We start from the raw sequence: 25,068 nt of genomic DNA on the forward strand, positions 1-25,068 counted from the left end.
GAGGCACGGTCATGCCTCCTACCTTACCCACCGGTCCGCGACCGGCCTCAGCACAGCGCGGTGTCGACGGCGTCCTCCCCGTCCTGGCCATCGGGGACGAGCAGCGTTCGGACGCCGAGGTCGGCCGCAGCGTGCACGGCGGCGTCGACCATGCGTTGACGAGCATCGTGCGGTGCGTCCTCGGAGAGCTCGAGCACCTCGGTGCACGCCACGTCCTGTTCCGGGCAGGTCACGACGGCGCAGTGCCCAGCGGGCCCCTCAGCGAGGTCTTCGCTCAGCAGCTGCAGCCAGACGAGGAGGCGTCCCTCGGCGCGGATGGCGCGCACCCGGCCGGGGTCGAGGCCGGCATCTGCCAACCAGCTCCCGTCACTCGCTCCGTCACCTGCCTCGGCCTCGGTGTCGACGTCGGCCAGCCACCCGAAGGAGAAGGACCGTCCACGCAGGAGCGCCAGCAGCATGCCAAGGGCCACTCTGAGGCGCGTGCGCCATGGCAACCGGACCGTGAGCCCCGGGCACCAGCTGACCTCGGGCGCGTACTGCGGGACATCACTGACCCACAGCCCGTCCTCGTCCTCGATCGTCGTCGACGGAGAGGACAGCACGATCTCCTCCCCCTCCCGACGCCGGGTGGCCCGGGCGAGCAGGCCGGTGTCGAGCTCCTCCATGAGCCAGAACTGCACGTCTTCGCACCACGCCTCCAGAGGGTTCTGCCCCTCGGGCCAGGCCTCGTGGTCGCTGTACGGCCCCTGGAGGTCCCGGCCGAACCGCACGACGAAGGTGTGCGGGTTGCGCCGCCACCTGAAGACGACGGCGACCTCGTCCTCCGCCGTGTACTCGGTGCCCATCTCGGCGCGCACGTCGACGAGGTGGAAGCCCTCCGTCGGCGGGTGCAACGTCAGGTGGTGATACAGCGCCTTCGCGTGCTCGGCGATCGGGTGCTCGGACATGTCAGCAGTCTGGCGGCCCGAGGTCGCCCCGTGCCACGGAGTTCCTCGGGCGACGTGGGCCCTACCCCACCAGAGGGCGCCCGCCCCGTCTGACGCTCACCCGGTGTCGAGCAGCTCGATGGTTGCGGCGGGTCTGAGCACGTCGGGTCTGAGCACATCGACTCGGCGTCGTCGCCGGGCCGTCCTGTCGCGGCACGGGAGCATCGACAGCAACTGGGCTTCCGCGGTGGAAGGGTCCGGGAGGGAAGGCTCCGGCAGGCGCTCGAGGACCGGCGGCACGGGACTGCCGTAGCGGTGCCCCGTCGGGGTCAGCGTCACGACCTCGGGCGCGTTGCTTGCGGCCGAGCTCTCACCGCCTGCGCGCGCTTCGACGGTTGCGGAACGCCACCCGGGTCGCGCCTTGGTGAGGTTGTGGCGCGCGCACAGCCCCTGGCCGTTGTGCGCGGTCGTCGCGCCGCCGAGGGTCACGGACACCACGTGGTCGTCGTGCCGGATCGGCGCGTCGCAGAAGGGGAACCGGCACACCCCGTCGCGCACACGCAGCAGCCGCCGCAGCGATGAAGGGAAGGAACGCCGGCTCGGATCCGTGGCGACGACGCGACCCACCTCGTCGGTGAAGATGCGCCGCAACCAGGTGCGACCCGAGGCCTCGCCATCACGGGGGGCGTCGTCACCCGCGGTGTCGTCACCCGCGCCGTCGACGCCGAGGACGAGATCGCGGGCCAGTCCGGCCGGGAGCGGACAGTGCCCGGGCAGCGAGGCCGGCACGTCGTCGAGGCCCAGCAGGGCGCCCGGCGACATGACGAGCTGCACCTCCACCGGGACCGCCTCGGCCCTCCCCTGCCCGGTGAGGCGCTCGACGAAGAGGTCGGCCATGAGCTGCCCGATGCCGCGCTCGTCGCCGGCAGCCTTGGCGGCCTCGGCATCGCGGCGTAGTGCGGCCCACGCGGCCACTCCCTGCTCGACAGGGAGCAGCCCGGTGACCGTGGCCATCGTGTCGGGCTGCGGACGGATCGACACACGCCGGTCCGCCGTGGCCCGCGCGCGACGACGGGCCATGGCTCGGGAGTCGAGCGCCAGGGCCATCGCCCGGGCTGCCCGCTCGATCTGCCGTGGTGTCATGGTCGCCAGCCGGTCGGCGAGCTCGACATCGACCCGCCGTCGGTCGTCGGGGTCCAAGACCGCCGTCTCCTTGGCCAGAAGCGTCGCGCCCCATTCGCTCACCGTCCCCGCGGTGAGGTGCGCCAGGGTGCAGGGCAGCTCGTCGACGAGCGCGCGGGCCAGACCGAGGTGTCGGGAGCCGAGGGTCGCGCTCTCACGGCGCGCCAGGCCGATCTCGTCCCCCAACCCGCGGCACCGCTCCGCGGCGGGCACTCCGGCATCCATCTCGCGCGCCACGCGGCCCTCACACAGGGCTGCAGTGACCCTGGCCTGGGCGGCCGCGGCGGCGGACTTCAGCCGCTCCAGCGCTGCGATCTCGTCGATCGCCTCCGCCTCGTCGACCGGGCCGCCGAGCTCCCGCAGACGCTCGATCATCCCCGTGACGCCGGTGGCGTCGAGGGTGTCGAGGGGTGCGGTGAGGTCCATGACGGAACACTACGGGCGAGCACCGACAACGCACCCGGGCCCGCGACGTGCTGGGATGGGGTCATGGATCTCCAGCTCGGTCTCGACACCTTCGGCGACATCGCCCTCGACGCCGACGGGCAGCCGCTGCCGGCGGCCACCGTCGTCCGCGAGGTCCTCGCGGAGGGTCAGCTCGCCGACTCCCTCGGCATCGACGTCTTCGGGGTCGGCGAGCACCACCGCCCCGACTACGCCGTCTCCGCACCCGACACCCTCCTCGCCGGCCTGGCGACGACGACCGAGCGGATCCGCCTGGGCACGTCGGTCACCGTGCTGAGCTCCGACGACCCGATCCGGGTCTTCGAGCGCTTCTCGACCGTCGACGCCCTCTCCCACGGGCGCGCCGAGATCACCGTCGGGCGCGGCTCCTTCGTCGAGTCCTTCCCGCTCTTCGGCCTCGACCTGCAGGACTACGAGGTCCTCTTCTCCGACAAGCTCGACCTCCTCGCGCACGTGCTGCGCGAGGAGCCGGTCCGCTGGCAGGGCAGCACCCGCCCGCCGGTCGAGGTCGACCGGATCATGCCGCCGACCGAGTCCGGTCACCTGCCGACGTGGGTGGGGGTGGGCGGCACGCCCGCGTCGGTCGTCCGCGCGGCCCGCTACGGCATGCCGATCGTCATCGCGATCATCGGTGGGGCGACGGCGCAGTTCGCGCCGCTCGCCGACCTCTACCGTCGCGCGTGCGAGGAGGCCGGCCACCCGGGCCTTCCGGTCGCGGTCCACTCCCCCGGCCACGTCGCCGAGACGGACGAGCAGGCGGCGCAGGAGTACCTGCCGTACTTCGTCGAGCAGATGCGCAAGCTCGGTGCCGAGCGCGGCTGGTCGCCCATGACCGAGGCGCAGGCCCGTCAGCAGCTCACCCCGGAGGGTGCGGTCTACTGCGGCTCCCCCGAGACCGTGGCGCGCAAGATCGCGACGACGCTGCGCACGCTGGGCGCGACCCGCTTCCAGCTCAAGTACAGCAACGGCCGCCTGCCCCACGACCTGCGGATGTCCTCGATTCGCCTCTACGGCGAGCAGGTCGTCCCGCGGGTCCGTGAGCTCATGGGCGAGGCCTGACTCCTCAGCCCTTGCCGCGCAGCCGCCCCCGCAACCACGCCCACCGCTCCTGCAGCCGCGCCTCGAAGCCGCGATCGGTCGGGCGGTAGTACGACCGATCGGCCAGCTCGGCGTGCAGGTCGTCGGGCAGGTACTGCTGGGCCGCAACGGCATCGGGCTGGTCGTGGGCGTAGACATAGCCCTCGACCTTGGCGCCGCCGACGGCTCCCTTCGCCCGGTCCGACGCCTGGGTGTAGCCGGACCCGCGCAGGTGCGGCGGGACCGCCTGGACCTTGCCGGCACGCACGTCGGCGACGGCTTCGTTGATACCCGTGTACGCCGCATTGGACTTCGGTGCGAGCGTGTTGTGGACCACCGCCTGGGCGAGGATGATCCGTGCCTCCGGCATGCCGATCTGGGCGACGGCGTGCATGGCCGCGACCGCCGTCTGCAGCGCCGTGGGGTCGCCCATACCGACGTCCTCCGAGGCCGAGATGACGATCCGTCGGGCGATGAAGCGCGGGTCCTCCCCCGCCTCGAGCTGTCGGGCGAGGTAGTGCAGGGCGGCGTCGACGTCGGACCCGCGCATCGACTTGATGAAGGCCGAGGCGACGTCGTAGTGCTGGTCGCCGGTGCGGTCGTAGCGCACCGCGGCCCGGGCCACCGCCTGCTCGACGTGCGCCAGCGTGAGCGGGATCCCCGCCTCCGGGACCTCACGACCGAAGGGGTGATCGCCGTCAGCGACCCCGGCCGACGCCTCGAGCGAGGTGAGGGCCCGTCGTGCGTCGCCGCCAGCGATCGCCACGAGGTGCTCCCGGGCCTCGTCGGCGAGGTCGTAGCCGCCGGCCAGCCCGCGCTCGTCGGTCAGGGCCGCGTCGATGACCTCGCCGACCTCCTCGCGGGTCAGCGACTCGAGCGTCACGAGGATCGAGCGTGACAGCAGGGGCGCGATGACCGAGAAGGAGGGATTTTCGGTCGTGGCCGCGACGAGGACCACCTCGCGGTTCTCGACGCCGGGCAGGAGGGCGTCCTGCTGGGCCTTGCTGAAGCGGTGGATCTCGTCGAGGAAGAGCACCGTCTGCCGGCCGTACATCGACCGATTGGTCGCGGCACGCTCCATGACCGCACGCACGTCCTTGACCCCTGCCGTCACCGCCGACAGCTGGACGAAGTCGCGGTCCGCGGCCGTCGCCACGAGGTGGGCCAGGGTGGTCTTGCCGGTGCCGGGCGGGCCCCAGATGATCGCCGACATCGGCCCGGCGACGGCATTGGCGCTGCCCTCCACGAGCCGTCGCAGCGGCGACCCGGGGCGCAGCACCTCGCCCTGGCCGCGCACCTCGTCGAGGGTGCGCGGGCGCATCCGCACGGCCAGCGGCGCGTTGAGGTCGGCGCCGGTGGGTTCCGTGTCGTCCTGGGCGGAGGCGAAGAGATCGTCGGGAACCACAGGTGGCACGCTATCCCGGTGAGCAGACACCCCGCCCCGACGACCCCCACCGAGGTCCCGATGGACCGGCTGCTCCACTTCACCGACGACGACCCGGCCGTGCGTGCCGAGGCCACCCCGAGCGTGGAGCAGGCCGCCCTCGGGCTGCGCCGTGACGGCCGCTGGGCCGTCGCCTTCGTGCGCCCCACCCACACGCACGGCATCTCGCTCATGCTCCGCGGCGATGACACCCTGCTCCGTGAGCTCGTGAGGTCCTCCCCCTTCGCCTCGTGGTCGGACCGGGCGCGGGCGAAGGGAGCGAACGCCGTCACCCTGCCGCGCACGGCCGAGGACCTCGGGCTCCTCGCCACCACGCCCTCACGCTGGGAGTTCATGTCGACGACCGACGTCGTCCCCGTGGTCGCACCCCGCGGGCTCGTCGACCTGCCCGTCGCCGACCGTGACGAGGTGCAGGCACTGCTCGACGAGCACAACCCCGGGACCGACGGTCAGCCCTTCGCCCGCCCCGGGCAGCGGTGGGTCGGGGTCCGCGACAAGGGCGGCGACCTCCTCGCGGTCGGCTGCTGCGAGCCGGAGTTCTCGGGTGCCCCCGTCCTGGCCGGCATCACCGTCGTCCCCACCGCGCGCGGGCTCGGCCTCGGCCGGGCCGTGACCGCCGACCTGACCCGGGTCGCGGTGGCCGAGCACGGGTGGTGCACCCTCGGCATGTACTCGCACAACGACCGGGCGCGCGGGATCTACCGTTCACTGGGATACGTCGTGCACGCCGAGTGGAGCAGCGGGAGGTTGACCTGATGGCCGGTGTCGTCAGCGAGTACCTGCGCCCGCTCGTCAGCTGGAACCCCGGACCGCAGCGCCGGTGGGTCGCCGGACGGGCAGCGATCGCCGTGGCCCTGCCGCTCATCGGCTTCACGATCACCGGTCACGGCCAGCAGGGCTTCCTCGCCGGCATGGGCGTCTTCGCCGTCCTGTACGGCGCCTCGGCTCCCGTCCGACGTCGCTTCGTCATCACCCCCCTCGCGGGCCTGGGCCTGCTGGCCTCGATGGCCCTCGGCATCGCCCTCGCCGGTCACCCCGTCCTCGCGATCATCGCGATGGCGCTGGCCGCCACGGTGGCCGCGATGCTCACCTACACGCTCCAGATCGGCCCACCCGGAGGCTTCTTCTTCGCCCTCGTGTGCGGCATCGGCAACCTCGCTGCCACCGGCGGCACCCCGGCCACGACCCTCCTCGGCATCGCGGGCACCGGTGTCCTGTCCGCGATCGTCGTGGGCACCTCCGACTTCTGGCTCCGGGCCCACGGCATCGAGGACGCGGCGGTGACCCACGCCGAGCAGGTCGTCGGCGCCTACCTCGACGAAGGCGACCCGGGCCGGGTCCCCGCTGCTCGCCGCGCCGCGGCCCGGGCACTCAACGACGCCTGGACCGCGGTGACCGACGGTGGCTCCGACGACCGCTTCGGGGGCCGGCTGCAGCGCGTGCACAGCCGCTATGCCAGCGCCGTCTCCCGAGCCGTCGACGGCCCCGATGCCGAGGTCACCGCAGAGCTGGCCCTGCACGAGGCAGCGCGGGTGCGTCAGGTCTCGCTCGGCCGCCCTCGCGCCTCGTGGTCCCTGCGGCAGGCCCTGCGCTGGCCCAGCGAGGACCTCCTCGTCGCCGCTCGGGTCGCGGCCGCGACCCTGATCGCCGGCTGCATCGCCCTCGCCCTGGACAACGCCCACGCCTACTGGGCCGCGGCCTTCGCGGTCCTCGTCGTGCACACCGGCGGCACCCGCTCCGTGCAGTTCCACCGGGCCTTCCAGCGCACCGTCGGCACCGCAGCGGGTCTGCTCGTCTTCGCCCTCCTGCTGCGCCTCGACCCCACGCACTGGTGGATCATCGCGATCATCGTCGGCCTCCAGTTCGTCGTCGAGCTGCTGATCACGCGCAACTACGCCCTGGCCGTCGTCTTCCTCACCCCCCTCGCCCTGCTGATCTCCGAGTCGGTGACCGGCATGGACCCCGACACGATCGTCTTCGACCGCGCGGTCGACACCCTCATCGGCGTCGGCGCAGCCGTCCTCGTGCTCGTCGTCTCGAGCCGTCTCGGCCGGCCCGAGCTGCTGCTGCGCGCCCATGCCCGTCGGGTGGTGCTCGCCCTTGACGACGTCCTCGCCGACCTCGCCGAGCGCCGCACCCGCACGGACGAGGGCATGGCCGCGCACCTCGACCACTGCAAGCAGCTCTACGTCGAGCTGCTCGAGTCCGACCGGGTCGCTGCCCGGGCCCACGCCGACGCACCCACCGCGGTCGCGCCCTACCGACGCATGGAGCAGGTGCTCGCGGCGATCGGCTACCAGGTCCTCGGCGCGACGTGGAACCCCCGGGTCCGCGGCCAGGGCGAGGTCATGGCCCAGGCGCGCGAGGCCCTCTCCGGCCTGACCGTCCACCCCGTGACCCGCCACCGGTCGGCCGACGAGATCACCGCCGACCTGCGCCGGGTCCAGACGATCCTCGCCGAGGCCTGAAGTGCCGTGCAGGAGTGCCGGGCTGCTCCCCTTCGTCCGGGAGGAGGGTGCGACCCGCGTCTGGCTCGGGCACATGGGCGGTCCGCTGTGGGCCCGTCGGCCGCGCGGCTGGACCATCGTCAAGGGCGAGGTGGAGCCCGGCGAGGACTTGCTCGCGGCGGCCGAGCGCGAGTTCGCCGAGGAGACCGGCGCTCCCGCCCCCGCCGGGCCGCGCCTGGCCTTGGGCCAGGTGCGCCAGTCCGGAGGCAAGGTCGTCCACGCGTGGGCGATCGAGGTGACGAAGGGGGCCGACGTCACCCTCGTCGAGAGCAGCACCTTCGAGATGGAGTGGCCTCCGAGGTCCGGTCGTCGGCAGGCCTACCCGGAGCTCGACCGTGGGCAGTGGCACGACCTCGACGCCGCGCGAGAGCTCGTCGTCGCCGCCCAGGCGGACTTCCTCGACCGCCTCGAGGCCGCATTTCCTTAAGGTCGTGCGCCCGGCCTGTCCCAGGGCCGCATTTCCTTAAGGTCGTGCGCCCAGGTGGGCCAGGGCCGGCACGAGCGGGGTGAGGTCCTCGACCAGCCCCTCGGCGCCGGATGCCGGGTCGTGGAGCACGGCGCGGATGCCCACCGATCGCGCCGCCTCGACGTTGGCCGCGACGTCGTCGACGAAACCGACCTGCTCCCCCGGCAGGCCGAGGTCGTCGAGGACCCGCTCGAAGAAGACCCGGTCCGGCTTCATCGCGCCGATCTCGCTGGAGTAGTAGGAGCCGTCGACGAGGTCGTCGTAGCCACGGACCTCGCGCATGTGCTGCACGCGGTGGTCCTGCTGGTTGGTCGCGAGCATGCAGGGTACGCCGAGGTCGCGCACGGCCGTGAGCACGCCGATCGCCTCGGGATCGAGGTCGAACTGCTCCCAGATCGACAGCAGGTCCTCGACCGTGATCGGCACGTGGTCTGACTGCTCCTGCTCCAGCCGGAGCAGCTCCTCGAGCACCTCACGCAGCGGCCGCTCGCCCCGCAGGGCCGGCAGCTCGGCCTCGAAGACCCTCCGGGCGAAGCCCGGCCGGACTGCACCATCGAGCCGAGACCGCCAGTCGAAGCGCCCGTGCTGCAGGACGCCGTCGCAGTCCCACAGGAGCACCTCGACCGGCTGGCTCATCGGATCAGGCGCCCGCCCGGTCGCCCGCGGCCTGGGCCGCCTCGGCGTCCTCGTCACGCTTGGGCGTGGCGTCGATGCCGGCCTCCTTGCGCTGCTCCGGGGTGATCGGCGCCGGCGCGTCGGTGAGCGGGTCGTAGCCGCCGCCGGACTTGGGGAAGGCGATGACGTCACGGATCGAGTCGGCACCGAGCAGGAGCATGCAGATGCGGTCCCAGCCGAAGGCGATGCCGCCGTGCGGCGGGGCGCCGTACTTGAAGGCCTCGAGGAGGAAGCCGAACTTCTCCTGCGCGGACTCCTCGTCCAGGCCCATGACCGAGAAGACGCGCTCCTGCACGTCCTTGCGGTGGATACGGATCGAGCCGCCGCCGATCTCGTTGCCGTTGCAGACCATGTCGTAGGCGTAGGCGAGGGCCGGCCCGGGGTCGGTGTCGAAGGAGTCGAGGAACTCCTCCTTGGGGCTGGTGAAGGCGTGGTGGACCGCGGTCCACGCACCCGCACCGACCGCCACGTCACCGGCGGCGACGGCATCGCCGGCCGGCTCGAAGAGCGGGGCGTCGACGACCCAGAGGAAGGACCACGCGGTCTCGTCGATGAGCTCGCACCGCTGGGCGATCTCCTGACGGGCCGCGCCGAGGAGCGCCCTAGCGGCCTTGGCCTTGTCGGCGGCGAAGAAGATGCAGTCGCCGGGGGCCGCACCGACGTGGGCGGCCAGGCCGGCCTTCTCCTCGTCGGAGATGTTCTTGGCGACCGGGCCACCGAGCTCGCCGTCCTCGCCGACGGTGACATAGGCCAGGCCCTTGGCGCCGCGCTGCTTGGCCCACTCCTGCCAGGCGTCGAACTGGCGCCGCGGCTGGCTGGCGCCACCCGGCATGACGACCGCGCCGACGTAGTCGTTCTTGAAGACGCGGAAGGGGGTGTCGGCGAAGTACTCGGTGCAGTCGACGAGCTCGACCCCGAAGCGCAGGTCCGGCTTGTCGGAGCCATAGCGCTCCATGGCCTCGGCATAGGTCATCCGCGGGAAGGGAGTGGGCAGGTCGACACCGATCGTCGCCCAGACCGCCTTGGCAATCGCCTCGCCGAGCTCGATGACGTCGTCCTGCTCGACGAAGGACATCTCGATGTCGAGCTGGGTGAACTCGGGCTGCCGGTCGGCGCGGAAGTCCTCGTCGCGGTAGCAGCGGGCGATCTGGTAATAGCGCTCCATGCCGGCGACCATGAGCAGCTGCTTGAACAGCTGCGGGCTCTGCGGCAGGGCGTACCACGCGCCCGGCGCCAGGCGCGCGGGCACGAGGAAGTCGCGGGCGCCCTCGGGCGTGGAGCGGGTGAGCGTCGGGGTCTCGATCTCGACGAAGTCGCGCTCGGCGAGCACCGTGCGGGCCGCGGCGTTGACCTTGCTGCGCAGGCGCAGGCCGGCGCCGGCGCTCGTGGCGCCCGGGCGGCGCAGGTCGAGGTAGCGGTGCTTGAGGCGGGCCTCCTCGCCGACGCTCACGCGCTCGTCGATCTGGAAGGGCAGCGGCGCGGCCTCGGAGAGCACCTCGATGGAGCTGGCGACGACGTCGATCTCGCCGGTCGCGACGTTGGGGTTGACGTCCTTGGGGTCGCGCGGGGTGACCTCGCCGAGGACCTTGATGACGTACTCGTTGCGCAGGTCGTGCGCCGCACCGGTGAGGACCTCGTCACGGGCGACGACCTGGGCGACGCCGGACGCGTCGCGCAGGTCGAGGAAGGCCACGCCCCCGTGATCACGACGACGACCCACCCAGCCGGTGAGCGTGACGGTCTGGCCGGAGTGCTCGGCACGCAGGGTGCCGGCGTCGTGGGTGCGGAGCACGGGGTGTTCTTCCTTGTCCTTCGGGTCGCCCGGCGGGTCGCGCGGGCCGGTCCATCCTACGGAGCCCGGCGGGTGCCGGGCCAACGGGTTGATCAGCCGGTCGGGACGTCCCTGCGGCCGGGGTGCTCGGGCCACGGGCTGTCGGCAGGACGAAGGGAGGTCCAGCCGCCCTCTCGGGACGCCCGGGCCGTCATCGTCGCGATGACGAGGGTGGAGTTGTGCAGGTCCCCGGCGAGGACCGCCGCAGCGACCTCGTCGAGGGGCACGCGCCGCTGGAGCAGGTGCGCCTCCTCCCCTTCGCGCTGGTGCCGCTCGCCCTCGGGCACGGGACGCAGCCCCCGCGCGAGGTAGACGCGGATCGCCTCGTCCATGCCACCGGGCGAGGTGAAGTAGTCCACGAGGACCGCCCACTCGTCGGCGGTGACGTCGGCCTCCTCGGCCAGCTCGCGCTGCGCGCCGACGAGCGGGTCCTCACCCGCGATGTCGAGCAGGCCGGCGGGGATCTCCCACTCGTTGGCCGAGACGGGGTGACGGTACTGCCGGATGAGCAGCACGCGGTCCTGCTCGTCGAGGGCCAGGACGGCGACGGCACCCGGGTGGTCGACGACCTCGCGCACCAGGGTCTCGCCCTCGAGCTCGAAGGTGTCACGACGCACATCCCAGACCGCGCCCTCGAAGACCACCTCGCTGGAGGTCACCGAGCGGGTGAGCAGCTCGTCGCGCAGCGGCACCGTCTCGTCGGTCATCAGGCCTCGACGTCCACGGTCGCCGGCTCGGCCGACTCCTCCGGCGGGTCGACCTCGACGAGGCGCGAGTCGCGCTGCGCCTGGACCGCGGCACCGATGAGGCCAGCGAAGAGCGGGTGGGCCTTGTCCGGGCGCGACTTGAACTCGGGGTGCGCCTGGGTCGAGACGTAGTAGGGGTGCACCTCGCGCGGGAGCTCGACGAACTCGACGAGCCCGAGCTGCGCGTGGGTGCCGCTCACGACGAGGCCGGCCTGCTCGAGCTGGTCGCGGTAGGTGTTGTTGACCTCGTAGCGGTGGCGGTGCCGCTCGGTGACCTGGGTGGAGCCGTAGGCGGTCGCGGCGACCGAGCCCTCACGCAGGTCGGCCGGGTAGGAGCCCAGACGCATCGTCCCACCGAGGTCACCGGCACCGTCGACGAAGGACTTCTGCTCCTCCATCGTGGCGATGACCGGCGCGCTCGACGCCGGGTCGAACTCCGTGGAGCTGGCGCCCTCGATGCCGGCGACGTTGCGCGCGTACTCGATGACCATGCACTGCAGGCCCAGGCAGATGCCGAGCGTGGGCACCTGCTGCTCGCGCGCCCAGCGCAGCGCACCGAGCTTGCCCTCGATGCCCCGCACGCCGAAGCCGCCCGGCACGAGCACCGCGTCGACCCCGCCGAGCGCCTTGCTCGCCCCGGCCGGCGTGTCGCAGTCGTCGGAGGGCACCCAGCGGATGCGCACCTTGGCGTCGTTGTGGAAGCCACCCGCGCGCAGGGCCTCGGTGACCGAGAGGTAGGCGTCGGGCAGGTCGATGTACTTGCCGACGAGCGCGACCTCGATCTCGTGGCGCGGCTGGTGGACCCGGCGCAGCAGGGTGTCCCAGCTCCCCCAGTCGACGTCGGTGAAGTTGAGGCCGAGACGGCGGATGACGAAGGTGTCGAGGTGCTCGCGGTGCAGCACCTTGGGGATGTCGTAGATGCTCGGGGCGTCGACGCACGCGGCCACGCCGTCCTTGTCGACGTCGCACGACATCGAGATCTTGCGCTTGATGTCGGCGGGGATCTCGCGGTCGGCGCGCAGCACGAGCGCGTCGGGCTGGATGCCGACCTGGCGCAGCGCGGCGACGGAGTGCTGGGTCGGCTTGGTCTTCATCTCGCCGCTCGGCGCGATGTAGGGCACGAGCGAGACGTGCAGGAAGAAGCAGTTGCCGCGACCGAGCTCGTGACGCACCTGTCGGGCGGCCTCGAGGAAGGGCAGCGACTCGATGTCGCCGACGGTGCCACCGATCTCGGTGATGATCACGTCGGGCGCGGCGGCGTCGTCGACGCCGGGGCTGCCGGCGGCGGGTGCACGCATCCGCGAGGTGATCTCGTTGGTGATGTGCGGGATGACCTGGACGGTGTCGCCGAGGTACTCGCCCTTGCGCTCCCGCGCGATGACCCGGCTGTAGACCTGCCCGGTCGTGACATTGGCGGAGCCGTCGTGGTTGGTGTCGAGGAAGCGCTCGTAGTGCCCGATGTCGAGGTCGGTCTCGGCGCCGTCCTCGGTGACGAAGACCTCACCGTGCTGGAAGGGGTTCATCGTCCCCGGGTCGACGTTGAGGTAGGGATCCAGCTTCTGCATCGTGACCTTGAGGCCACGCGCCCGAAGCAGGTGCCCGAGGCTCGAGGCCGTCAGTCCCTTGCCGAGTGAGGAGACGACTCCTCCGGTCACGAAGATGTGTTTCGTCAGTGCCACCACGGGGTTCCAATCTACGTCACGTGGGCGAGTGCTCGGTAACGCTGCACCCAGCGAGTTGCGCTGTCGTCGAGTCCGTCCCAGCCCCGCGCCCACTCCCGGGCGGCCAGCGCGGCGCGCGCGGCCCGGTCCGGGTGGTCGAGGACCGCCGCCACGGCACGGGCGAGCGGACCGGCCGACGCCTCCTGGGGCCCGTCGACGAGCAGGCCGACACCGTCGAGCAGGTCGGGCAGGCCACCGACGCGTCGGGCGACGACGGGGGTCCCGGCGGCCATGGCCTCCTGCACGACGAGCGCGCGGGCCTCCCACTCGCTCGGCACGACGAGCACGTCGGCCGCCAGCAGCCACGGGGTGACGTCGGCGGTCTCGCCGAGCAGGTGCAGGGGTCCGTCCGCTGCCAGGTCCTGCTGACCCGGCCCGACGAGCCCCCACTGCCCGGGGGCACCGGCGGCGGCCTCGGCGAGGACGTCGATGCCCTTCTGCGGGGCGACCCTCGCGATCGTCACGACGAAGGGGGTCTCCCCCGCCAGGTCGTGCCGCGCCAGCAGCGCGTCACGGTGCGCCGCCCGCCATCCTGCGCGGTCGGTGGCCAGGAGCGTCGGGACGCGCGGGGAGGGCACCTCGGCGAGCTCGGCCCGCCGAGCGCCGAGCGCCCGGGCGTCGGCGACGAGATCGCTGCTCGCCCCGGTGACGAGCGCGGCCCGACGCACCACTGCGCGCGCAGCCACCTCGCCGGCAAGGCGACGCGGCGAGGACCCTGCGCCCCGGATCGGGTTGTGCAGGCTGACGACGACCGGCACGCCTGCGCCGAAGGGAGCGAGCGTCGCCATCGCCGTCGTGGCGACGAGCCCGGCCCGGAACCCGTGGGCGTGGACGACGTCGGCTCCCCGACCGAACGCCCGCACCTCGCCGACGGTGAGCATCGACTCTCCCGGCAGGTCGAAGCGCCCCCGCGTCGCCGGGTCGGTCGCGACGTGCACGTCGTGGCCGGCCGCGGACAGCGACCGGGAGAGGTCGGCCACGTGCGTGCCGATCCCTCCGGCGGCCGAGGCGAGGCACAGCAGGATCCTCATCGGGTGACCCGCCGCCCGGGCAGACGTGAGCGCAGCGTCGGGTCGAGCCCCAGCCCGCCGAGCAGCACCCCGCCGGCGACGACGAGCGCCACGACAGCACCCGCAAGCGTGGCCGTCACGGCGTCGTCCGGCCAGCGCTCGCGCAGGCCGACGTGCACCGCCAGGCCGAGGGCGAGCGCGGCGGCGGCGAGGAGCAGGACCCGGGGCAGCCCGGCGAGCGCGCCGCGCCCCCAGTCGCGCCGGACCCGCACGAGCAGCCCCACACCGGCGACGGTCATCCCGAGTGACGAGGCGAGCCCGAGGCCCACGAGGGTGCGTCGGGCGCCACCCGTCCCGGCGAGCAGCAGCAGCGGCAGGAGCGCGGCGACGAGCCACCCCGCGGCCATGATCGTGCCGGCGACGAGCGCACGGCCTCGGGCGTAGAGCGCCCGCAGCGCCACGGCGGCGATGCTGAGGCCGACGAGTCCGGGGGCCATCGCGACGAGGGCCACCGGCATCGCGGCGAGCGCGGCCGCGCCCTCGGCGCTGCGGTCGATCGCGGTGAAGACCAGCCCCACCGCGCCGGCTGCGGCGACCAGCCCGGCGGCGGCCGACGCGGCGAGGACGACGACGGCACGCAGCGAGGCGGCGAGCGTCTCGGCGACCGAGGTCTGGCTCCCTTCGTCCGCAGCGGCCGCGAGGACCGGGAAGACCGCCGTGGCGACCGGCACCGCGAGGACCGCATAGGGCAGCAGGTAGAGAGCCTGGACGTAGTTCTGCACGACGAGGGTGCCGTCGCCCCCGGCCCGGTTGGCCACGGTGAGCGTGACGAGCACGGTGGCCTGCTGGGCCAGCAGCGCGACGACCCCGGCGGCAGCGAGGGTCCGGGCCCGCGCCGCCGTCTCGGGCGCGAGGCGCCAGCGTGGCCGCAGCCGGATCCCCGCCCGCTCGGCCACGACGAGGAGCGGCAGCGACAGCGCGACGACTCCGAGGGTCGTGCCCCCTCCGAGGAGGAGCAGCTCACCCGAGGTCACGCCGGCCGGCGTCGTGCCGGCGGGCACGACGAGGGCCCACAGCACGTAGGTGACGATGACGACGAGGCTCGAGAGCAGCGGGGCGATCGCCGCCGCGAGGAAGCGCCGGTGCGCCTGCAGCACTCCGGAGACGACGATGCCCAGTCCGTAGAGCACCACTTGCGGGCTGAAGACGACGAGCAGCCGGGTACCGAGCGGCACGGCCCCGTCGACCTCGAGGTCACCCAGGAGCATCCGGCTGACGAAGGGGGCGACCCCCGCCACGAGCAGGGCGAGCGGCAGCAGCACCACGAGGGTGCGGGTGAGGAGGGCAGAGGCGACGTCGTCGGCGCTCTCGGCGCCGCCGGCACCGACGCGGGCCGCGACGAGCGGGACGACCACAGCGGCCAGGACGCCCCCGGCGGCGATCTCGTAAACGATGTTGGGCACCGTGTTGACGCTCTGGTAGACGGTGCCGACGCCGGTCGCGCCCACCGCCCAGGCGAAGACGAGCCAGCGCACGAAGCCGACGACCCTCGCCACGGCCGTGACCACCGCGACGGTGCCGGCATCCCGGGCCACCCGGCTCACCGTGATCGGCCCCAGGCGTCGAGCTCGCGCAGCACGGGGGTCGACTCGATGACCCGGGTGAAGCTCACCCGCTCCGACAGCAGCGTCAGGCCGGTGACCACCCCGGCGACGGCGAGGCGTCCTCGAGGGCCGAGACCACGGACGAGGGCCAGCCCGACGAGCGCACCGAGCGCGTTGGCCCCGCAGTCGCCGAGCATCGTCTCGCCCGCGAGGTCCTCGGGCAGGGCGCCGAGGCCGACCCCGACGAGGGTCACCCCCAACGGTCGCGCTGATCGGGGCACGCTGAGCAGAGCCCCTGCCGTGGTGGTCACCTTGAGCGCCCGCCCGGGGCGCAGGTCGAGCAGGTTGACGAGGTTGGCGGTGCCGGCGACGACGACGGCGTCGACGGCGGTCCCGGCGACGCTCTGCCCCACCCCCTGTCGGGTGCTGCCTCGTGTCTCGAGGTGCGCAGCGAGGACAGCAGTGGCGCCCAGACCGAGGATCTTGAGCGCGCCCGTCGTCACGCGACCACGCCGCAGTGCACCGAGGTGCCCGTGCAGCCCCTTGGTCGTGCCGTCGCCGACGAGGTCGTCGAGCCCGCCGAGCAGGCCGGGTGCCAGCACGACGAGGGCCGTGCCGGCATCGCGGGCCCCCGTCGTGGCTGTGGCCGCTGCCGCGAGCACGACGACGGGTCCCTCGAGGAGGGTCACCGGCACGCCGGCGTGGTTGCGTCGGGCCCACGGGGCGCGTGCGGCCTCGGGCAGTCGGCGGCCGAGCCCGGTGAGCGCTCGGGTCAGACCGATCCCGGCCAGGCCGGTGACGACGACGCTCATGCGCCCTCGGGCACCGGGGCATCCGCTCCGGCTCCGATGCCGTAGTGGCCGGAGCCGCCGTCGAGCTGCTCGTCGAGAGCCAGGACGATCGCCGCCCGGCCCATGGGCAGGTCAGGGTCGTCGACCGTCGACACCCCCTCGGCGAGTGAGCCCTGCGTGCGCGCCATGGTCACGGGCGAGGCGTCGGCGGACCCCTCCTCGGCCTCGGGCGCGGCGAGCACGGTTCCGTCGGCGTGGGTCTGCACGAGGTGGGTCAGGGCCACCCAGGTGGCGGCGGTCGCCTCGGCGGCGCGGTCGACGGACCCCGAGGTGTCGTCAGCCGACTCGGCCGCGACCGGTCCTCCGACGACCACGACGAGGTCGGCGGCAGCCGGGGCCTGTGCGGGACCCTCGACGAGCCCGGCGTCGCGCAACCGCGTCCAGGCGGCGTCCCGTGCCGAGCGCTCGACCCGCTCCGTCGACCCCGCCCGCTCCCGACCGGTGACGACGACCGCGAGGGCCTGGTCGACGGTCTGCGCCCCGTCGGGGACCTCGGCATCCACGCCGAGGTCGCGCAGGGCGCCGTCGCCGGTGCGATCCCGCTCGTCCGCGGACGCGTCTCCCGCGGCCGCCCAGTCGGCGTCGACCTCCACGGTGTCGGCGACGCTCGCCCCCGACTCCTCGAGGACGTCGCGCGCCTCCTGCACGTCGTCGTCGGCCGCCTCGGGCAGCACGACGACCGTGGCGGTGCGCTCGACGAGCCGGTCGCCGACGACCCCGGGCAGGGTCTGCTCGTCGTAGGCGTCGCGCGCCTCGAGGCCACGCTGATCCTCCTTGGCCTGGCGGCGCAGCTCCTCCTTCTCCTGGCGCAGCTTGGTGACCTCGCCCGACAGGGTGCTGCCGATGTTGTCGTTGAGCGGCCCGGCCCCGAGCACGATCCCGATCGACAGGGCGATGAGCACAGCCGCGAGGGAGACGAGGTGGTACCTGAAGTCGATCACGTGAGGAGTCCTTCGACGAGGGCCCACAGGTCGTCCCAACGGGCCCCGAGCAGTTGCAGTGCAGCCTGGCCGGTGGGTGTCGCCCAGAGGGCGACGAAGAGCGAGAAGAGGCAGACCAGGGCCAGCCCGAGCAGCCACCACGAGGAGATGCGCGTGCGGTAGAGCCGGCTGACCCCCTTCGCGTCGATGAGCTTGCTGCCCACCCGCAGCCGGGTGAGGAAGGTGCTCGACATGCCCGCCCGGCCCTTGTCGAGGAACTCGACGAGCGTCGCGTGCGTCCCGACCGCGACGATGAGCTGGGCTCCCTTGTCGTCCGCGAGGAGCATGGCGATGTCCTCGCTCGTGCCCGTCGCCGGGAAGACCACGGGCGTCACGCCCAGCGCCTCGACCCGGGCCACGCCTGGTGCCTCACCGGTGCGGTAGGCGTGCACGACGACCTCCGCCCCGCAGCCGAGCACCGTGTCCGAGACGGAGTCCATGTCACCGACGATGAGGTCGGGCCGGTGGCCCGCCTCGACGAGCGCGTCGGCGCCCCCGTCGACCCCGATGAGGACCGGCTTGTACTCGCGGATGTAGTGACGAAGGGCGGCGAGGTCCTCCTTGTAGTGGTACCCACGCACGACGATGAGCGCGTGGCGGCCCCGCAGGTCCGTCGCGATCTCGGGGACGCCGACCCCGTCGAAGAGCAGGTCGCGCTCGCGGTTGAGGTACTCCATGGTGTTGGCGGCGAAGGCCTCGAGCTGGGTGCCGAGCCCGGCGCGCGCGGAGTCCATGGCGGCCGCGATCTGGTCGCTGTCCCACCGGCTGCCGGTGATGCTCTCGCGAGCCAGGTGGATGATGTTCCCGTCGACGCTGGCCGTCGCGCCGTCCTTGAGGCGGTCGAGCAGCTCCTCGTCGTCGACGTCGAGGAGCGGGATGCCCGCGTCGACGATGATCTGCGGGCCGACGTTGGGGTAGCGACCGCTGATCGAGCGCCCGGCGTTGACCACGGCGATCGGCTGGCACGCGACGAGGGCCTCGCCGCTCACCCGGTCGATGTCGGAGTGGTCGATGACGGCGATCTCACCGGGACGCAGTCGCTTGGTCAGGCTCTTGGTCCGCCGGTCGATCCGCAGACGCCCGCGGACACCGGGCAGCGCCTGGTGGCGGGCGGAATCGCGCGTGCGTCGAAGGGCCATCCGGTGCATCGTCCCACGAAGCCGTCGCGGCTCAGCGGCGACACTGCTCGAGCAGCTCGTGGGCGTGCCGCAGGCCCACGCTCGAGTCGTCGCCACCCATCATCCGGGAGAGCTCTCCGAGTCGCTCGTCGCCCTCGACGGGGCGCACCCCGCTCGCGGTCACCTGGTCGCCGTGGGCCTTGTGCACGACGAGGTGACGGTCGGCGTGGGCCGCCACCTGCGCCAGGTGCGTCACGACGATGACCTGACTGGTACGGGCCAGCGCCGCGAGCCGGGCCCCGACGTCGAGAGCCGCGCGGCCACCGACACCGGCATCCACCTCGTCGAAGACGAAGGTGGGGACCTGGTTGCCGGTCGACCCGGCGGTCGCGACCTCGATGGCCAGCATGATCCGGCTCAGCTCACCCCCGGACGCGGCCTTGGCGACCGAACGGGGCGGGGCGCCACGGTTGGCGGCGACCCGGACCTCGACGACATCGGCCCCGTCGGGTCCGACCCGCCGGGTGGTCCCGTCAGCCGAAGTCACCTCGAGCGCCGACTCGTCGCCGCGGGGTGCGACGGCCACCTCGACCCGGGCCTTGTCCATGCCCAGGTGGGCGAGCTCGTCCTCGACGGCGCGGGAGAGCTCGGCCGCGGCAGCGGTCCGGGCCTCGGTGAGTCGGGTGGCCGCCTCGGCGAGCTGTTGCTCCGCCTCGGCGACCTGCGCGGTGAGCGCCTCGATCCGCTCGTCGGCCCCGAGCAGGCCCTGCAGTCGCTCTCGGGAGGCATCGCGGTGACGCAGCACGGCGGCGATGTCGTCGCCGTAGCGCCGGGTGAGCTCGTGCAGGGCGGCCCGCCGCTCCTCGACGGCACCGAGGCGTGCCGGGTCGGCCTCGATGTCGGCGGCGTAGCCGGACAGCTCGGTCGCCAGCTCGGCGGTGAGCACGCCGACCTCGGCCAGGCGACGGTGCAGGTCGGACAGCTGCGGGTCGTGGTCGGCGAGCCGCTCCAGCTCGCCGGCTGCCCGGGCCACCCGACCGACGACGTCGTCGCCGTCGAAGCTGTCGGGGTCGGACAGCAGCCGGTGGGCGGTGTCGGCCCCGGTGCGCAGCTCCTCGGCGTGGCCGAGGCGCTCGGCCTCACGGGCGAGCTCGACGTCCTCGCCGGGCTGCGGCTCGACGCCGTCGATCTGCTCGAGCTGGTGGGTGAGCAGCTCGACCTCCTGCAGGCGGGTGCGCTCCCCCTCGACCAGGCGGTCCAGCTCCCCCTTCGCCTCGTGCCAGGTGCGGTGCGCCTGCGCGACCTGCGCCGCCGGATCGGCGACCTCGTCGCCCCCGAAGGCATCGAGAAGGGCACGGTGCTGCGAGGGACGCTTCAGGCGCCACTGGTCGGCCTGCCCGTGGACGGCGACGAGGCCCTCGCCGAGGTCGGCGAGGGTACCGACCGGTGCCCGGCGACCGCCTACGTGGGCGCGGCTGCGGCCGGCGGCGGAGACCGTGCGCGACAGGAGCAGCTCGGGCTCGTCGGCGACGCCACCGACGTCCTCGGCGACCGCTCGGGCCGGGTGGTCGTCGGCCAGCTCGAGCTCGGCCTCGACGACCGCCTCGTCGCTCCCGGTGCGCACGAGGGACGCATCGGCGCGGCCCCCGAGCACCAGCCCCAGGCCGGTGACGACCATGGTCTTGCCCGCTCCGGTCTCGCCGGTGACGACGGTCAGGCCGGGATCGAGGGTGAGGGTGGCGTCCTCGATCACCCCGAGGTCGCGGATCCGCAGCTCGCGCAGCACGTCAGGCCCCCGAGCGGTTGCGGCCGCGCCAGCCGTGGACGGACAGGTCGAACTTCGCGACGAGCCGGTCGGTGAAGGGCGAGCTGCTCAGCCGGGCCAGTCGCACCGGCTCCTCCGAGCGGCTGACCTCGATGCGCGCCCCCGGCGGCAGGTCGACCGCCCGCCGGCCGTCGCACCACAGCACGCCGTGGCCCTCGGTGCCCGGGACGAGGTCGACGGCCAGCGCCGACATGGGTGCGACGACGAGGGGCCGGGCGAAGAGGGCGTGGGCGCTGATCGGCACGACGAGCATCGCCTCGACCCCCGGCCAGACGACGGGCCCGCCCGCAGAGAAGGCATAGGCCGTCGAGCCGGTCGGGGTGGCCATGACGACGCCGTCGCACCCCCACGTGGAGAGGGGCCGACCGTCGATCTCGACGGTGAGCACGAGCATCCGCTCGCGGGAGGCCTTTTCGACGGTGACCTCGTTGAGGGCCCAGCTGCGGGCGATCTCCTGCCCGTCGAGGGTCGCGACGACGTCGAGGGCCATCCGCTCCTCGACCTCGTACTTGCGCTCGACGATGTGCTCGACGGTCGCGTCGACGTCCTCGCGCTCGGCCTCGGCGAGGAAGCCGACGTGCCCGAGGTTGACGCCCAGCAGCGGGACTCCGCTGCCGCGGGCCGCCTCGGCACCGCGCAGGATCGTCCCGTCACCACCGAGCACCACGACGAGCTCGACACCGTCGGCGGGCCGGTCTCCGTCGTGGACCACGACGTCAGGGTGCTGGCCGAGCAGGCTCTCGCCGAGCTCGCCCGCGGGCAGGCGCACCTCGATGTCGGCCTGGGCGAGCTTGTCGGCAACGCCCATGGCGACCTCGAGGGCCTCGGGCCGGCTCGGGTGCGCCATGAGCAGCACACGCCGCTGGGTCATCGGGCCTCCTCCTGGACCAGCTCGTGGGCGATGTCGGTCTGAGCCTGCCACGTCAGGCCGGCACCCGTGCGCCGGGTCAGGTGGACGAGGTACTCGTGGTTGCCCTCTCCCCCACGCACCGGGCTGCGGGCGATGCCCAGGACCGCGAGTCGCACCTCGGCGGCCCGCTCGAGCACCCCGGTGATGGCTGCACGTCGGGCGGCGGGGTCGGTGACCACGCCCTTGCGCCCGAGCCGGTCCCGACCCACCTCGAACTGTGGCTTGATCAGGAGCACCGCGTCACCGTCGTCGGTGAGCAGGTCCGCGATCTCGGCGAGCACGAGACGAAGGGAGATGAAGCTCAGGTCCCCGACGGCCAGGGGTACCGGGCCACCGATGTCGTGCGGGTCGAGGCCCCGAATCGTCGTGCCGCTGCGGTCGGTCACGCGCGGGTCCGCGGCCAGCTCCGGTGCGAGCTGGTCGTGCCCGACGTCGAGGGCGATGACGTGGTCGGCACCCCGCTCGAGGAGGACCTGGGTGAACCCGCCGGTGCAGGCGCCGATGTCGAGTGCCCGACGGCCTTGGACCTCGAGCTCGAAGGCGTCGAGAGCCCCGAGCAGCTTGCCGGCCGCTCGACCGACCCACCGATCGGCGTCACCGGCGACCTCGACGGGGGCGTCCGGCGTGACCAGCTGCGAGGACTTGGTGGCCACCTGCCCGGCCACGCGCACCTGGCCCGACTCGACGAGCTCGCGCGCCCGGGTGCGGCTGCGCGCCAGGCCGCGCTCGACGAGGGCGAGGTCCAGTCGGGTCGTCTCGGGCACCCGTCAGGTCCCGAGGTCGGACAGGCGCGAGGTCAGGGTGCCGTGCACCGACTCCCCCGCAGTCAGCACCGCGTCGAGGTCCTCGGGGTCGACGAGGGCGAGGTCGCGCAGGTCCGCGTCGACGACGAGGTCACCCGTCTCCGGGGTGCCCTCGGGCATCGGCTCGCGGGCCTTGGGGGCGAGGTCTCCCGGTGTCGGGCGAGGCGCCTCCGGCACGGGCGTGGTCTCCTCAGGCATCGGGCAGCACGCCCGAGGTCGAGGCCGGCGAGGCAGCGGTCTTGGCGGTCGTCGCCTTCTTCGCAGACGCCTTCTTCGCAGACGCCTTCTTCGCAGTGGCCTTCTTCGCAGTGGCCCTCTTCGCCGGCACAGACTTCTTGGCCGCAGCCTTCCTCGCAGTGGCCTTCGCCGGCGCCGCAGACGTCTTGGTGGCCGCCTTCTTCGCCGCCGTCGACGTCGAGCGCCGGGCAGGCGCCTTGCGCGCCGGGCGCTTCGTGGCCGGCGTGGATGCCGTCGGTCCGGTCACCGGTGCAGTCGAAACCTCGTCGGCCACGACGCGCTCGCGCAGCGCCGTGCTCAGCGCGTCGAGGTCGCCCTGCTCCTCCTGGGGCCAGGTCGGCGTGCTGTCGGTGCGCTCACGCACGGGCGGCACCGCGCTCGAGACGAGCATGGTGTCGACCAGACGCACGACGTCGAGCACCCGGTCGAGAGTCGCCTCGGTCGTCTTCAGGCCCAGATGGATCAGTCCACGTACGGGGTCCACGTCACTCCTCGGGTCGGGGCGTCCCACGCTACCGGCTGAAGACGAGCCGGCTCGCGTCTGCCGGCGTGATCAACCCCGCGTCGACGGCCGACCACAGTGCGTCGAGGCTCGCCCGGTCTGCGTCGATGCCACCGCCCTCGACCTCGAGGCGCCCGTCGACCACCCGAGCGCGGGACCGGTCACGCACGGCCCAGCCATCGTGCTGCTCGGCCGGTGGGTACGGGGCGGCGAGACCTCGCAGGTCCTCGAGGACGTGGGTCGGGCGCCGCTGGACGGGTGCCGCGGCCGCGTCCCCGATCCCGTGCACGCCGGTGAGGACGAGTGCACCGTCCATCCCGGTGGCCACCGCGCCCTCGATATCGGTCTCCAGCCGGTCCCCGACCGCCAGCACCCGGTCGGTCGCGACGCCAAGTCGTCGGGCGGCCAGCTGGTACATCGGCGGGTGCGGCTTCCCGATGACCTCCGGGTCGACTTCGACGCAGTTGCGCACCGCTGCGACGAGCGACCCGTTGCCCGGCAAGGGCCCACGGTCCGTCGGCAGGGTCAGGTCGGTGTTCGTCGCCACCCACCGGGCTCCCCCGCGGATGACGCAGGCGGCCTCCCCGAGGTCCGATGCCGTCACGTGCGGTCCGTACCCCTGGAGCACGGCCACCGGCGCCCCCTTCGTCCCGGGTGCCACCGGCAGCAGACCGACAGCGCGAAGGGAGGCCACGACCCCGGCACCACCGACCGCCAGCACCTCGCTCCCCGGCGGATACCGATCGGCGAGGACCCGCGCTGCTGCCAGCGAGCTGGTGAGCACGTCCCCCTCGGTGACCGGGACACCCAGAGCCGCCACGTGCTCGGCCACCTGCGCCGGGGTGCGCGAGGCGTTGTTGGTGGCGAAGACGACCGGCCCCTTGAGAGCACCGAGGGCCTCGACCGCATGGGGCACAGCCGATGCTCCGGCCACGACGACGCCGTCGATGTCGCAGATGATCGCGTCGTAGGCCGCGGCCAGCTGGCCACCCGCCGCCGGCGGGGTCACGGCGTCGACGTCGTGTCGTCGCCTTCGCCTTCGGGCACCGCCTGGCCGTCGCTGTCGGGCACCTCCTGGAGGTGCACCCCGTCGAGCTCCTCGACGCGCTCGATCGCGTCCGTCTCGCCGTCCTGGTCGGCCACAGCCGCCTTGGCAAACCACGACCGCGCGTCGGCCTCACGACCGACCTCGAGCAGGGCGTCGGCGTAGGCGTACCAGACGCGGGCAGCCCAAAGCTTGTTCGTGACCTTGTCGACCTGGCCCTGCAGGGCGAGGACAGCGGCCTGCGGCTGACCCATGTCGCGACGGATGCCGGAGCCCACGATGAGCAGCTCGACCTGCTCCTCCTGGCCCAGCTGACGCGCCTCCGGCGAGCCCAGCAGCTCGAGCGCCCGCGCCGGACGACCCAGGCCACGCTCGCAGTCGACCATGAGCGGCAGCAGGTGCGAGGAGCCACTCAGTCGCCGGACCGTGCGGAACTCGGTGAGTGCCCGGGCGAAGTCGCCCATGCGGTAAGCGACGAAGCCGAGCGCCTCGCGAGCAGCCGGCACCCGACCTGCCCGTCGCACCGCCGTCTCCGCGTGCGCCAAGGCACCGTCGAGGTCCTGGGCCTCCAGCAGGGCGGCGACCATGACGAGGTGCTGGGCCACGCCGTCCGCATTTTCCTTGCTCAGGGTGCGCAACTGCTGGCGCACGCTGCGGTCCAGCTCGGCCCCGGTGACGTCCGGCGCGATCGCCGGCTCCGGCTTGCGGCCCTCCTTGGGCACCAGCCGCGACCCACCGCGGTTGTCGGCGTCAGCCTCGCGCGGTGCTCCGCGACGATCGGAACGACCACCTCGCTCCGGGCGTGCCTGACGGTCACCGCGCTCGGGTCGCCCGGACGATCCACGCCGCTCCGGCCGGCCACCGCGGCCTCCTCCGGAACCACCGCGGGGACCCTGGCCCCCGCGCCCCGCGGACCCGCCACGACCACGATCCGGCCTGCTCGACCTTTCGTCCACGACATCAACCTCTCTTGACCTGTTGTCTCGGGCCAGACTCTCCCGACCTGGGCACAGGACGCAACACCTGGCGTGATGGTCGGCAATCGGGTCTGGAATGGCGAAAGCCCCCCAGCGTGGTGGCTGGGGGGCTTTCGTGAATGTTTGTCCGGCTGCGTCCTACTCTCCCACACCGTCACCAGTGCAG

23 protein-coding genes are annotated in these 25,068 nt (G+C 73.3%); 4 read left to right on the forward strand and 19 right to left on the reverse strand.

Annotated features, from left to right (window positions below; all coding sequences use genetic code 11):
• Positions 1-47 precede the first annotated feature (47 nt).
• Positions 48-947 carry a hypothetical protein gene (locus tag B9B60_RS12320; RefSeq protein ID WP_084451793.1) on the reverse strand — a complete coding sequence of 300 codons (900 nt, stop codon included), beginning with the start codon at positions 945-947 and terminating at the stop codon, positions 48-50.
• 96 nt (positions 948-1,043) lie between these two features.
• Positions 1,044-2,534, reverse strand: a complete 1,491-nt coding sequence (locus B9B60_RS12325; RefSeq protein ID WP_143445563.1) for an HNH endonuclease signature motif containing protein — start codon at positions 2,532-2,534, stop codon at positions 1,044-1,046.
• A gap of 63 nt (positions 2,535-2,597) precedes the next feature.
• Here B9B60_RS12325 and B9B60_RS12330 point away from each other — a divergent pair, with 63 nt between their 5' ends.
• Positions 2,598-3,632 (forward strand): LLM class flavin-dependent oxidoreductase, encoded by a 1,035-nt coding sequence (locus tag B9B60_RS12330; protein WP_084451794.1) that lies wholly within the window; start codon positions 2,598-2,600, stop codon positions 3,630-3,632.
• Between the two features lie 4 nt (positions 3,633-3,636).
• Here B9B60_RS12330 and B9B60_RS12335 read toward each other — a convergent pair whose 3' ends face one another.
• Positions 3,637-5,055, reverse strand: a complete 1,419-nt coding sequence (locus B9B60_RS12335) for a replication-associated recombination protein A (RefSeq protein ID WP_084451795.1) — start codon at positions 5,053-5,055, stop codon at positions 3,637-3,639.
• A gap of 18 nt (positions 5,056-5,073) precedes the next feature.
• On the opposite strand from B9B60_RS12335, the gene B9B60_RS12340 reads away from it, so the two are divergent.
• From B9B60_RS12340 to B9B60_RS12350, 3 genes are read left to right on the forward strand one after another with little or no spacing between them, the layout of a single operon-like run.
• Positions 5,074-5,850 carry a GNAT family N-acetyltransferase gene (locus tag B9B60_RS12340; RefSeq protein WP_143445564.1) on the forward strand — a complete coding sequence of 259 codons (777 nt, stop codon included), beginning with the start codon at positions 5,074-5,076 and terminating at the stop codon, positions 5,848-5,850.
• Positions 5,850-7,562: an FUSC family protein gene (locus tag B9B60_RS12345; protein ID WP_084451797.1), complete on the forward strand. Its 1,713-nt coding sequence runs from the start codon at positions 5,850-5,852 to the stop codon at positions 7,560-7,562. The genes B9B60_RS12340 and B9B60_RS12345 overlap by 1 nt, the downstream gene beginning before the upstream one ends.
• Position 7,563: 1 nt before the next feature.
• Positions 7,564-8,028: an NUDIX hydrolase gene (locus B9B60_RS12350; RefSeq protein ID WP_084451798.1), complete on the forward strand. Its 465-nt coding sequence runs from the start codon at positions 7,564-7,566 to the stop codon at positions 8,026-8,028.
• A gap of 36 nt (positions 8,029-8,064) precedes the next feature.
• Here B9B60_RS12350 and B9B60_RS12355 read toward each other — a convergent pair whose 3' ends face one another.
• From B9B60_RS12355 to B9B60_RS12425, 16 genes are all read right to left on the reverse strand, one after another.
• Positions 8,065-8,703 carry an HAD family hydrolase gene (locus tag B9B60_RS12355; RefSeq protein ID WP_084451799.1) on the reverse strand — a complete coding sequence of 213 codons (639 nt, stop codon included), beginning with the start codon at positions 8,701-8,703 and terminating at the stop codon, positions 8,065-8,067.
• Between the two features lie 4 nt (positions 8,704-8,707).
• On the reverse strand, positions 8,708-10,534 hold the full coding sequence (aspS, locus tag B9B60_RS12360; protein WP_084451800.1) for an aspartate--tRNA ligase: 1,827 nt from the start codon (positions 10,532-10,534) through the stop codon (positions 8,708-8,710).
• A gap of 92 nt (positions 10,535-10,626) precedes the next feature.
• Positions 10,627-11,280: an NUDIX domain-containing protein gene (locus tag B9B60_RS12365; protein WP_084451802.1), complete on the reverse strand. Its 654-nt coding sequence runs from the start codon at positions 11,278-11,280 to the stop codon at positions 10,627-10,629.
• On the reverse strand, positions 11,280-13,001 hold the full coding sequence (locus B9B60_RS12370) for a CTP synthase (protein WP_143445565.1): 1,722 nt from the start codon (positions 12,999-13,001) through the stop codon (positions 11,280-11,282). The genes B9B60_RS12365 and B9B60_RS12370 overlap by 1 nt, the downstream gene beginning before the upstream one ends.
• 11 nt (positions 13,002-13,012) lie before the next feature.
• Positions 13,013-14,071 carry a glycosyltransferase family 4 protein gene (locus tag B9B60_RS12375; RefSeq protein WP_084451804.1) on the reverse strand — a complete coding sequence of 353 codons (1,059 nt, stop codon included), beginning with the start codon at positions 14,069-14,071 and terminating at the stop codon, positions 13,013-13,015.
• A complete protein-coding gene (locus B9B60_RS12380; RefSeq protein WP_159451204.1) occupies positions 14,068-15,645 on the reverse strand; it encodes a lipid II flippase MurJ in 1,578 nt (525 codons plus the stop codon). The genes B9B60_RS12375 and B9B60_RS12380 overlap by 4 nt, the downstream gene beginning before the upstream one ends.
• Positions 15,646-15,650: 5 nt before the next feature.
• Positions 15,651-16,466, reverse strand: coding sequence for a hypothetical protein (locus B9B60_RS17205; RefSeq protein WP_159451205.1), 816 nt, complete (start codon positions 16,464-16,466; stop codon positions 15,651-15,653).
• Complete coding sequence (locus B9B60_RS12385) at positions 16,463-17,446, reverse strand: copper transporter (protein ID WP_159451206.1); 984 nt, start codon at positions 17,444-17,446, stop codon at positions 16,463-16,465. Before B9B60_RS12385 ends, B9B60_RS17205 begins: the two co-directional genes overlap by 4 nt.
• On the reverse strand, positions 17,443-18,624 hold the full coding sequence (gene steA, locus B9B60_RS12390) for a putative cytokinetic ring protein SteA (protein ID WP_084451810.1): 1,182 nt from the start codon (positions 18,622-18,624) through the stop codon (positions 17,443-17,445). The genes B9B60_RS12385 and steA overlap by 4 nt, the downstream gene beginning before the upstream one ends.
• 31 nt (positions 18,625-18,655) lie before the next feature.
• Entirely contained in the window at positions 18,656-20,389 is a 1,734-nt protein-coding gene (gene recN / locus B9B60_RS12395) for a DNA repair protein RecN (protein ID WP_084451812.1), read from the reverse strand.
• A 1-nt stretch (position 20,390) separates the two neighbouring features.
• The gene (locus tag B9B60_RS12400; protein WP_084451814.1) at positions 20,391-21,299 is read right to left on the reverse strand and encodes an NAD kinase; all 909 of its coding nucleotides are present in this window, start codon (positions 21,297-21,299) and stop codon (positions 20,391-20,393) included.
• Positions 21,296-22,102, reverse strand: a complete 807-nt coding sequence (locus B9B60_RS12405) for a TlyA family RNA methyltransferase (protein WP_084451816.1) — start codon at positions 22,100-22,102, stop codon at positions 21,296-21,298. Before B9B60_RS12405 ends, B9B60_RS12400 begins: the two co-directional genes overlap by 4 nt.
• Before the next feature lie 3 nt (positions 22,103-22,105).
• Entirely contained in the window at positions 22,106-22,339 is a 234-nt protein-coding gene (locus tag B9B60_RS12410; protein WP_084451818.1) for a hypothetical protein, read from the reverse strand.
• Positions 22,332-22,862, reverse strand: a complete 531-nt coding sequence (locus tag B9B60_RS17330) for a hypothetical protein (RefSeq protein ID WP_084451820.1) — start codon at positions 22,860-22,862, stop codon at positions 22,332-22,334. The genes B9B60_RS12410 and B9B60_RS17330 overlap by 8 nt, the downstream gene beginning before the upstream one ends.
• Positions 22,863-22,890: 28 nt before the next feature.
• Positions 22,891-23,889: an HAD-IIA family hydrolase gene (locus B9B60_RS12420; protein WP_234993859.1), complete on the reverse strand. Its 999-nt coding sequence runs from the start codon at positions 23,887-23,889 to the stop codon at positions 22,891-22,893.
• Entirely contained in the window at positions 23,886-24,647 is a 762-nt protein-coding gene (locus tag B9B60_RS12425; protein ID WP_084451822.1) for a tetratricopeptide repeat protein, read from the reverse strand. The genes B9B60_RS12420 and B9B60_RS12425 overlap by 4 nt, the downstream gene beginning before the upstream one ends.
• Positions 24,648-25,068 lie beyond the last annotated feature (421 nt).

Origin of the sequence: Janibacter indicus, from assembly GCF_900176385.1 — a bacterium.
Taxonomy (GTDB): domain Bacteria; phylum Actinomycetota; class Actinomycetes; order Actinomycetales; family Dermatophilaceae; genus Janibacter; species Janibacter indicus.

Excerpts from the sequence above, each read along its gene's own strand:
- B9B60_RS12320 (WP_084451793.1), bottom strand. The coding sequence starts at position 947 with ATGTCCGAGCACCCGATCGCCGAGCACGCGAAGGCGCTGTATCACCAC.
- B9B60_RS12325 (WP_143445563.1), bottom strand. The coding sequence starts at position 2,534 with ATGGACCTCACCGCACCCCTCGACACCCTCGACGCCACCGGCGTCACG.
- B9B60_RS12330 (WP_084451794.1), top strand. The coding sequence starts at position 2,598 with ATGGATCTCCAGCTCGGTCTCGACACCTTCGGCGACATCGCCCTCGAC.
- B9B60_RS12345 (WP_084451797.1), top strand. The coding sequence starts at position 5,850 with ATGGCCGGTGTCGTCAGCGAGTACCTGCGCCCGCTCGTCAGCTGGAAC.
- B9B60_RS12355 (WP_084451799.1), bottom strand. The coding sequence starts at position 8,703 with ATGAGCCAGCCGGTCGAGGTGCTCCTGTGGGACTGCGACGGCGTCCTG.
- B9B60_RS12365 (WP_084451802.1), bottom strand. The coding sequence starts at position 11,280 with ATGACCGACGAGACGGTGCCGCTGCGCGACGAGCTGCTCACCCGCTCG.
- B9B60_RS12375 (WP_084451804.1), bottom strand. The coding sequence starts at position 14,071 with ATGAGGATCCTGCTGTGCCTCGCCTCGGCCGCCGGAGGGATCGGCACG.
- B9B60_RS17205 (WP_159451205.1), bottom strand. The coding sequence starts at position 16,466 with ATGAGCGTCGTCGTCACCGGCCTGGCCGGGATCGGTCTGACCCGAGCG.
- steA (WP_084451810.1), bottom strand. The coding sequence starts at position 18,624 with ATGGCCCTTCGACGCACGCGCGATTCCGCCCGCCACCAGGCGCTGCCC.
- B9B60_RS12400 (WP_084451814.1), bottom strand. The coding sequence starts at position 21,299 with ATGACCCAGCGGCGTGTGCTGCTCATGGCGCACCCGAGCCGGCCCGAG.
- B9B60_RS12410 (WP_084451818.1), bottom strand. The coding sequence starts at position 22,339 with ATGCCTGAGGAGACCACGCCCGTGCCGGAGGCGCCTCGCCCGACACCG.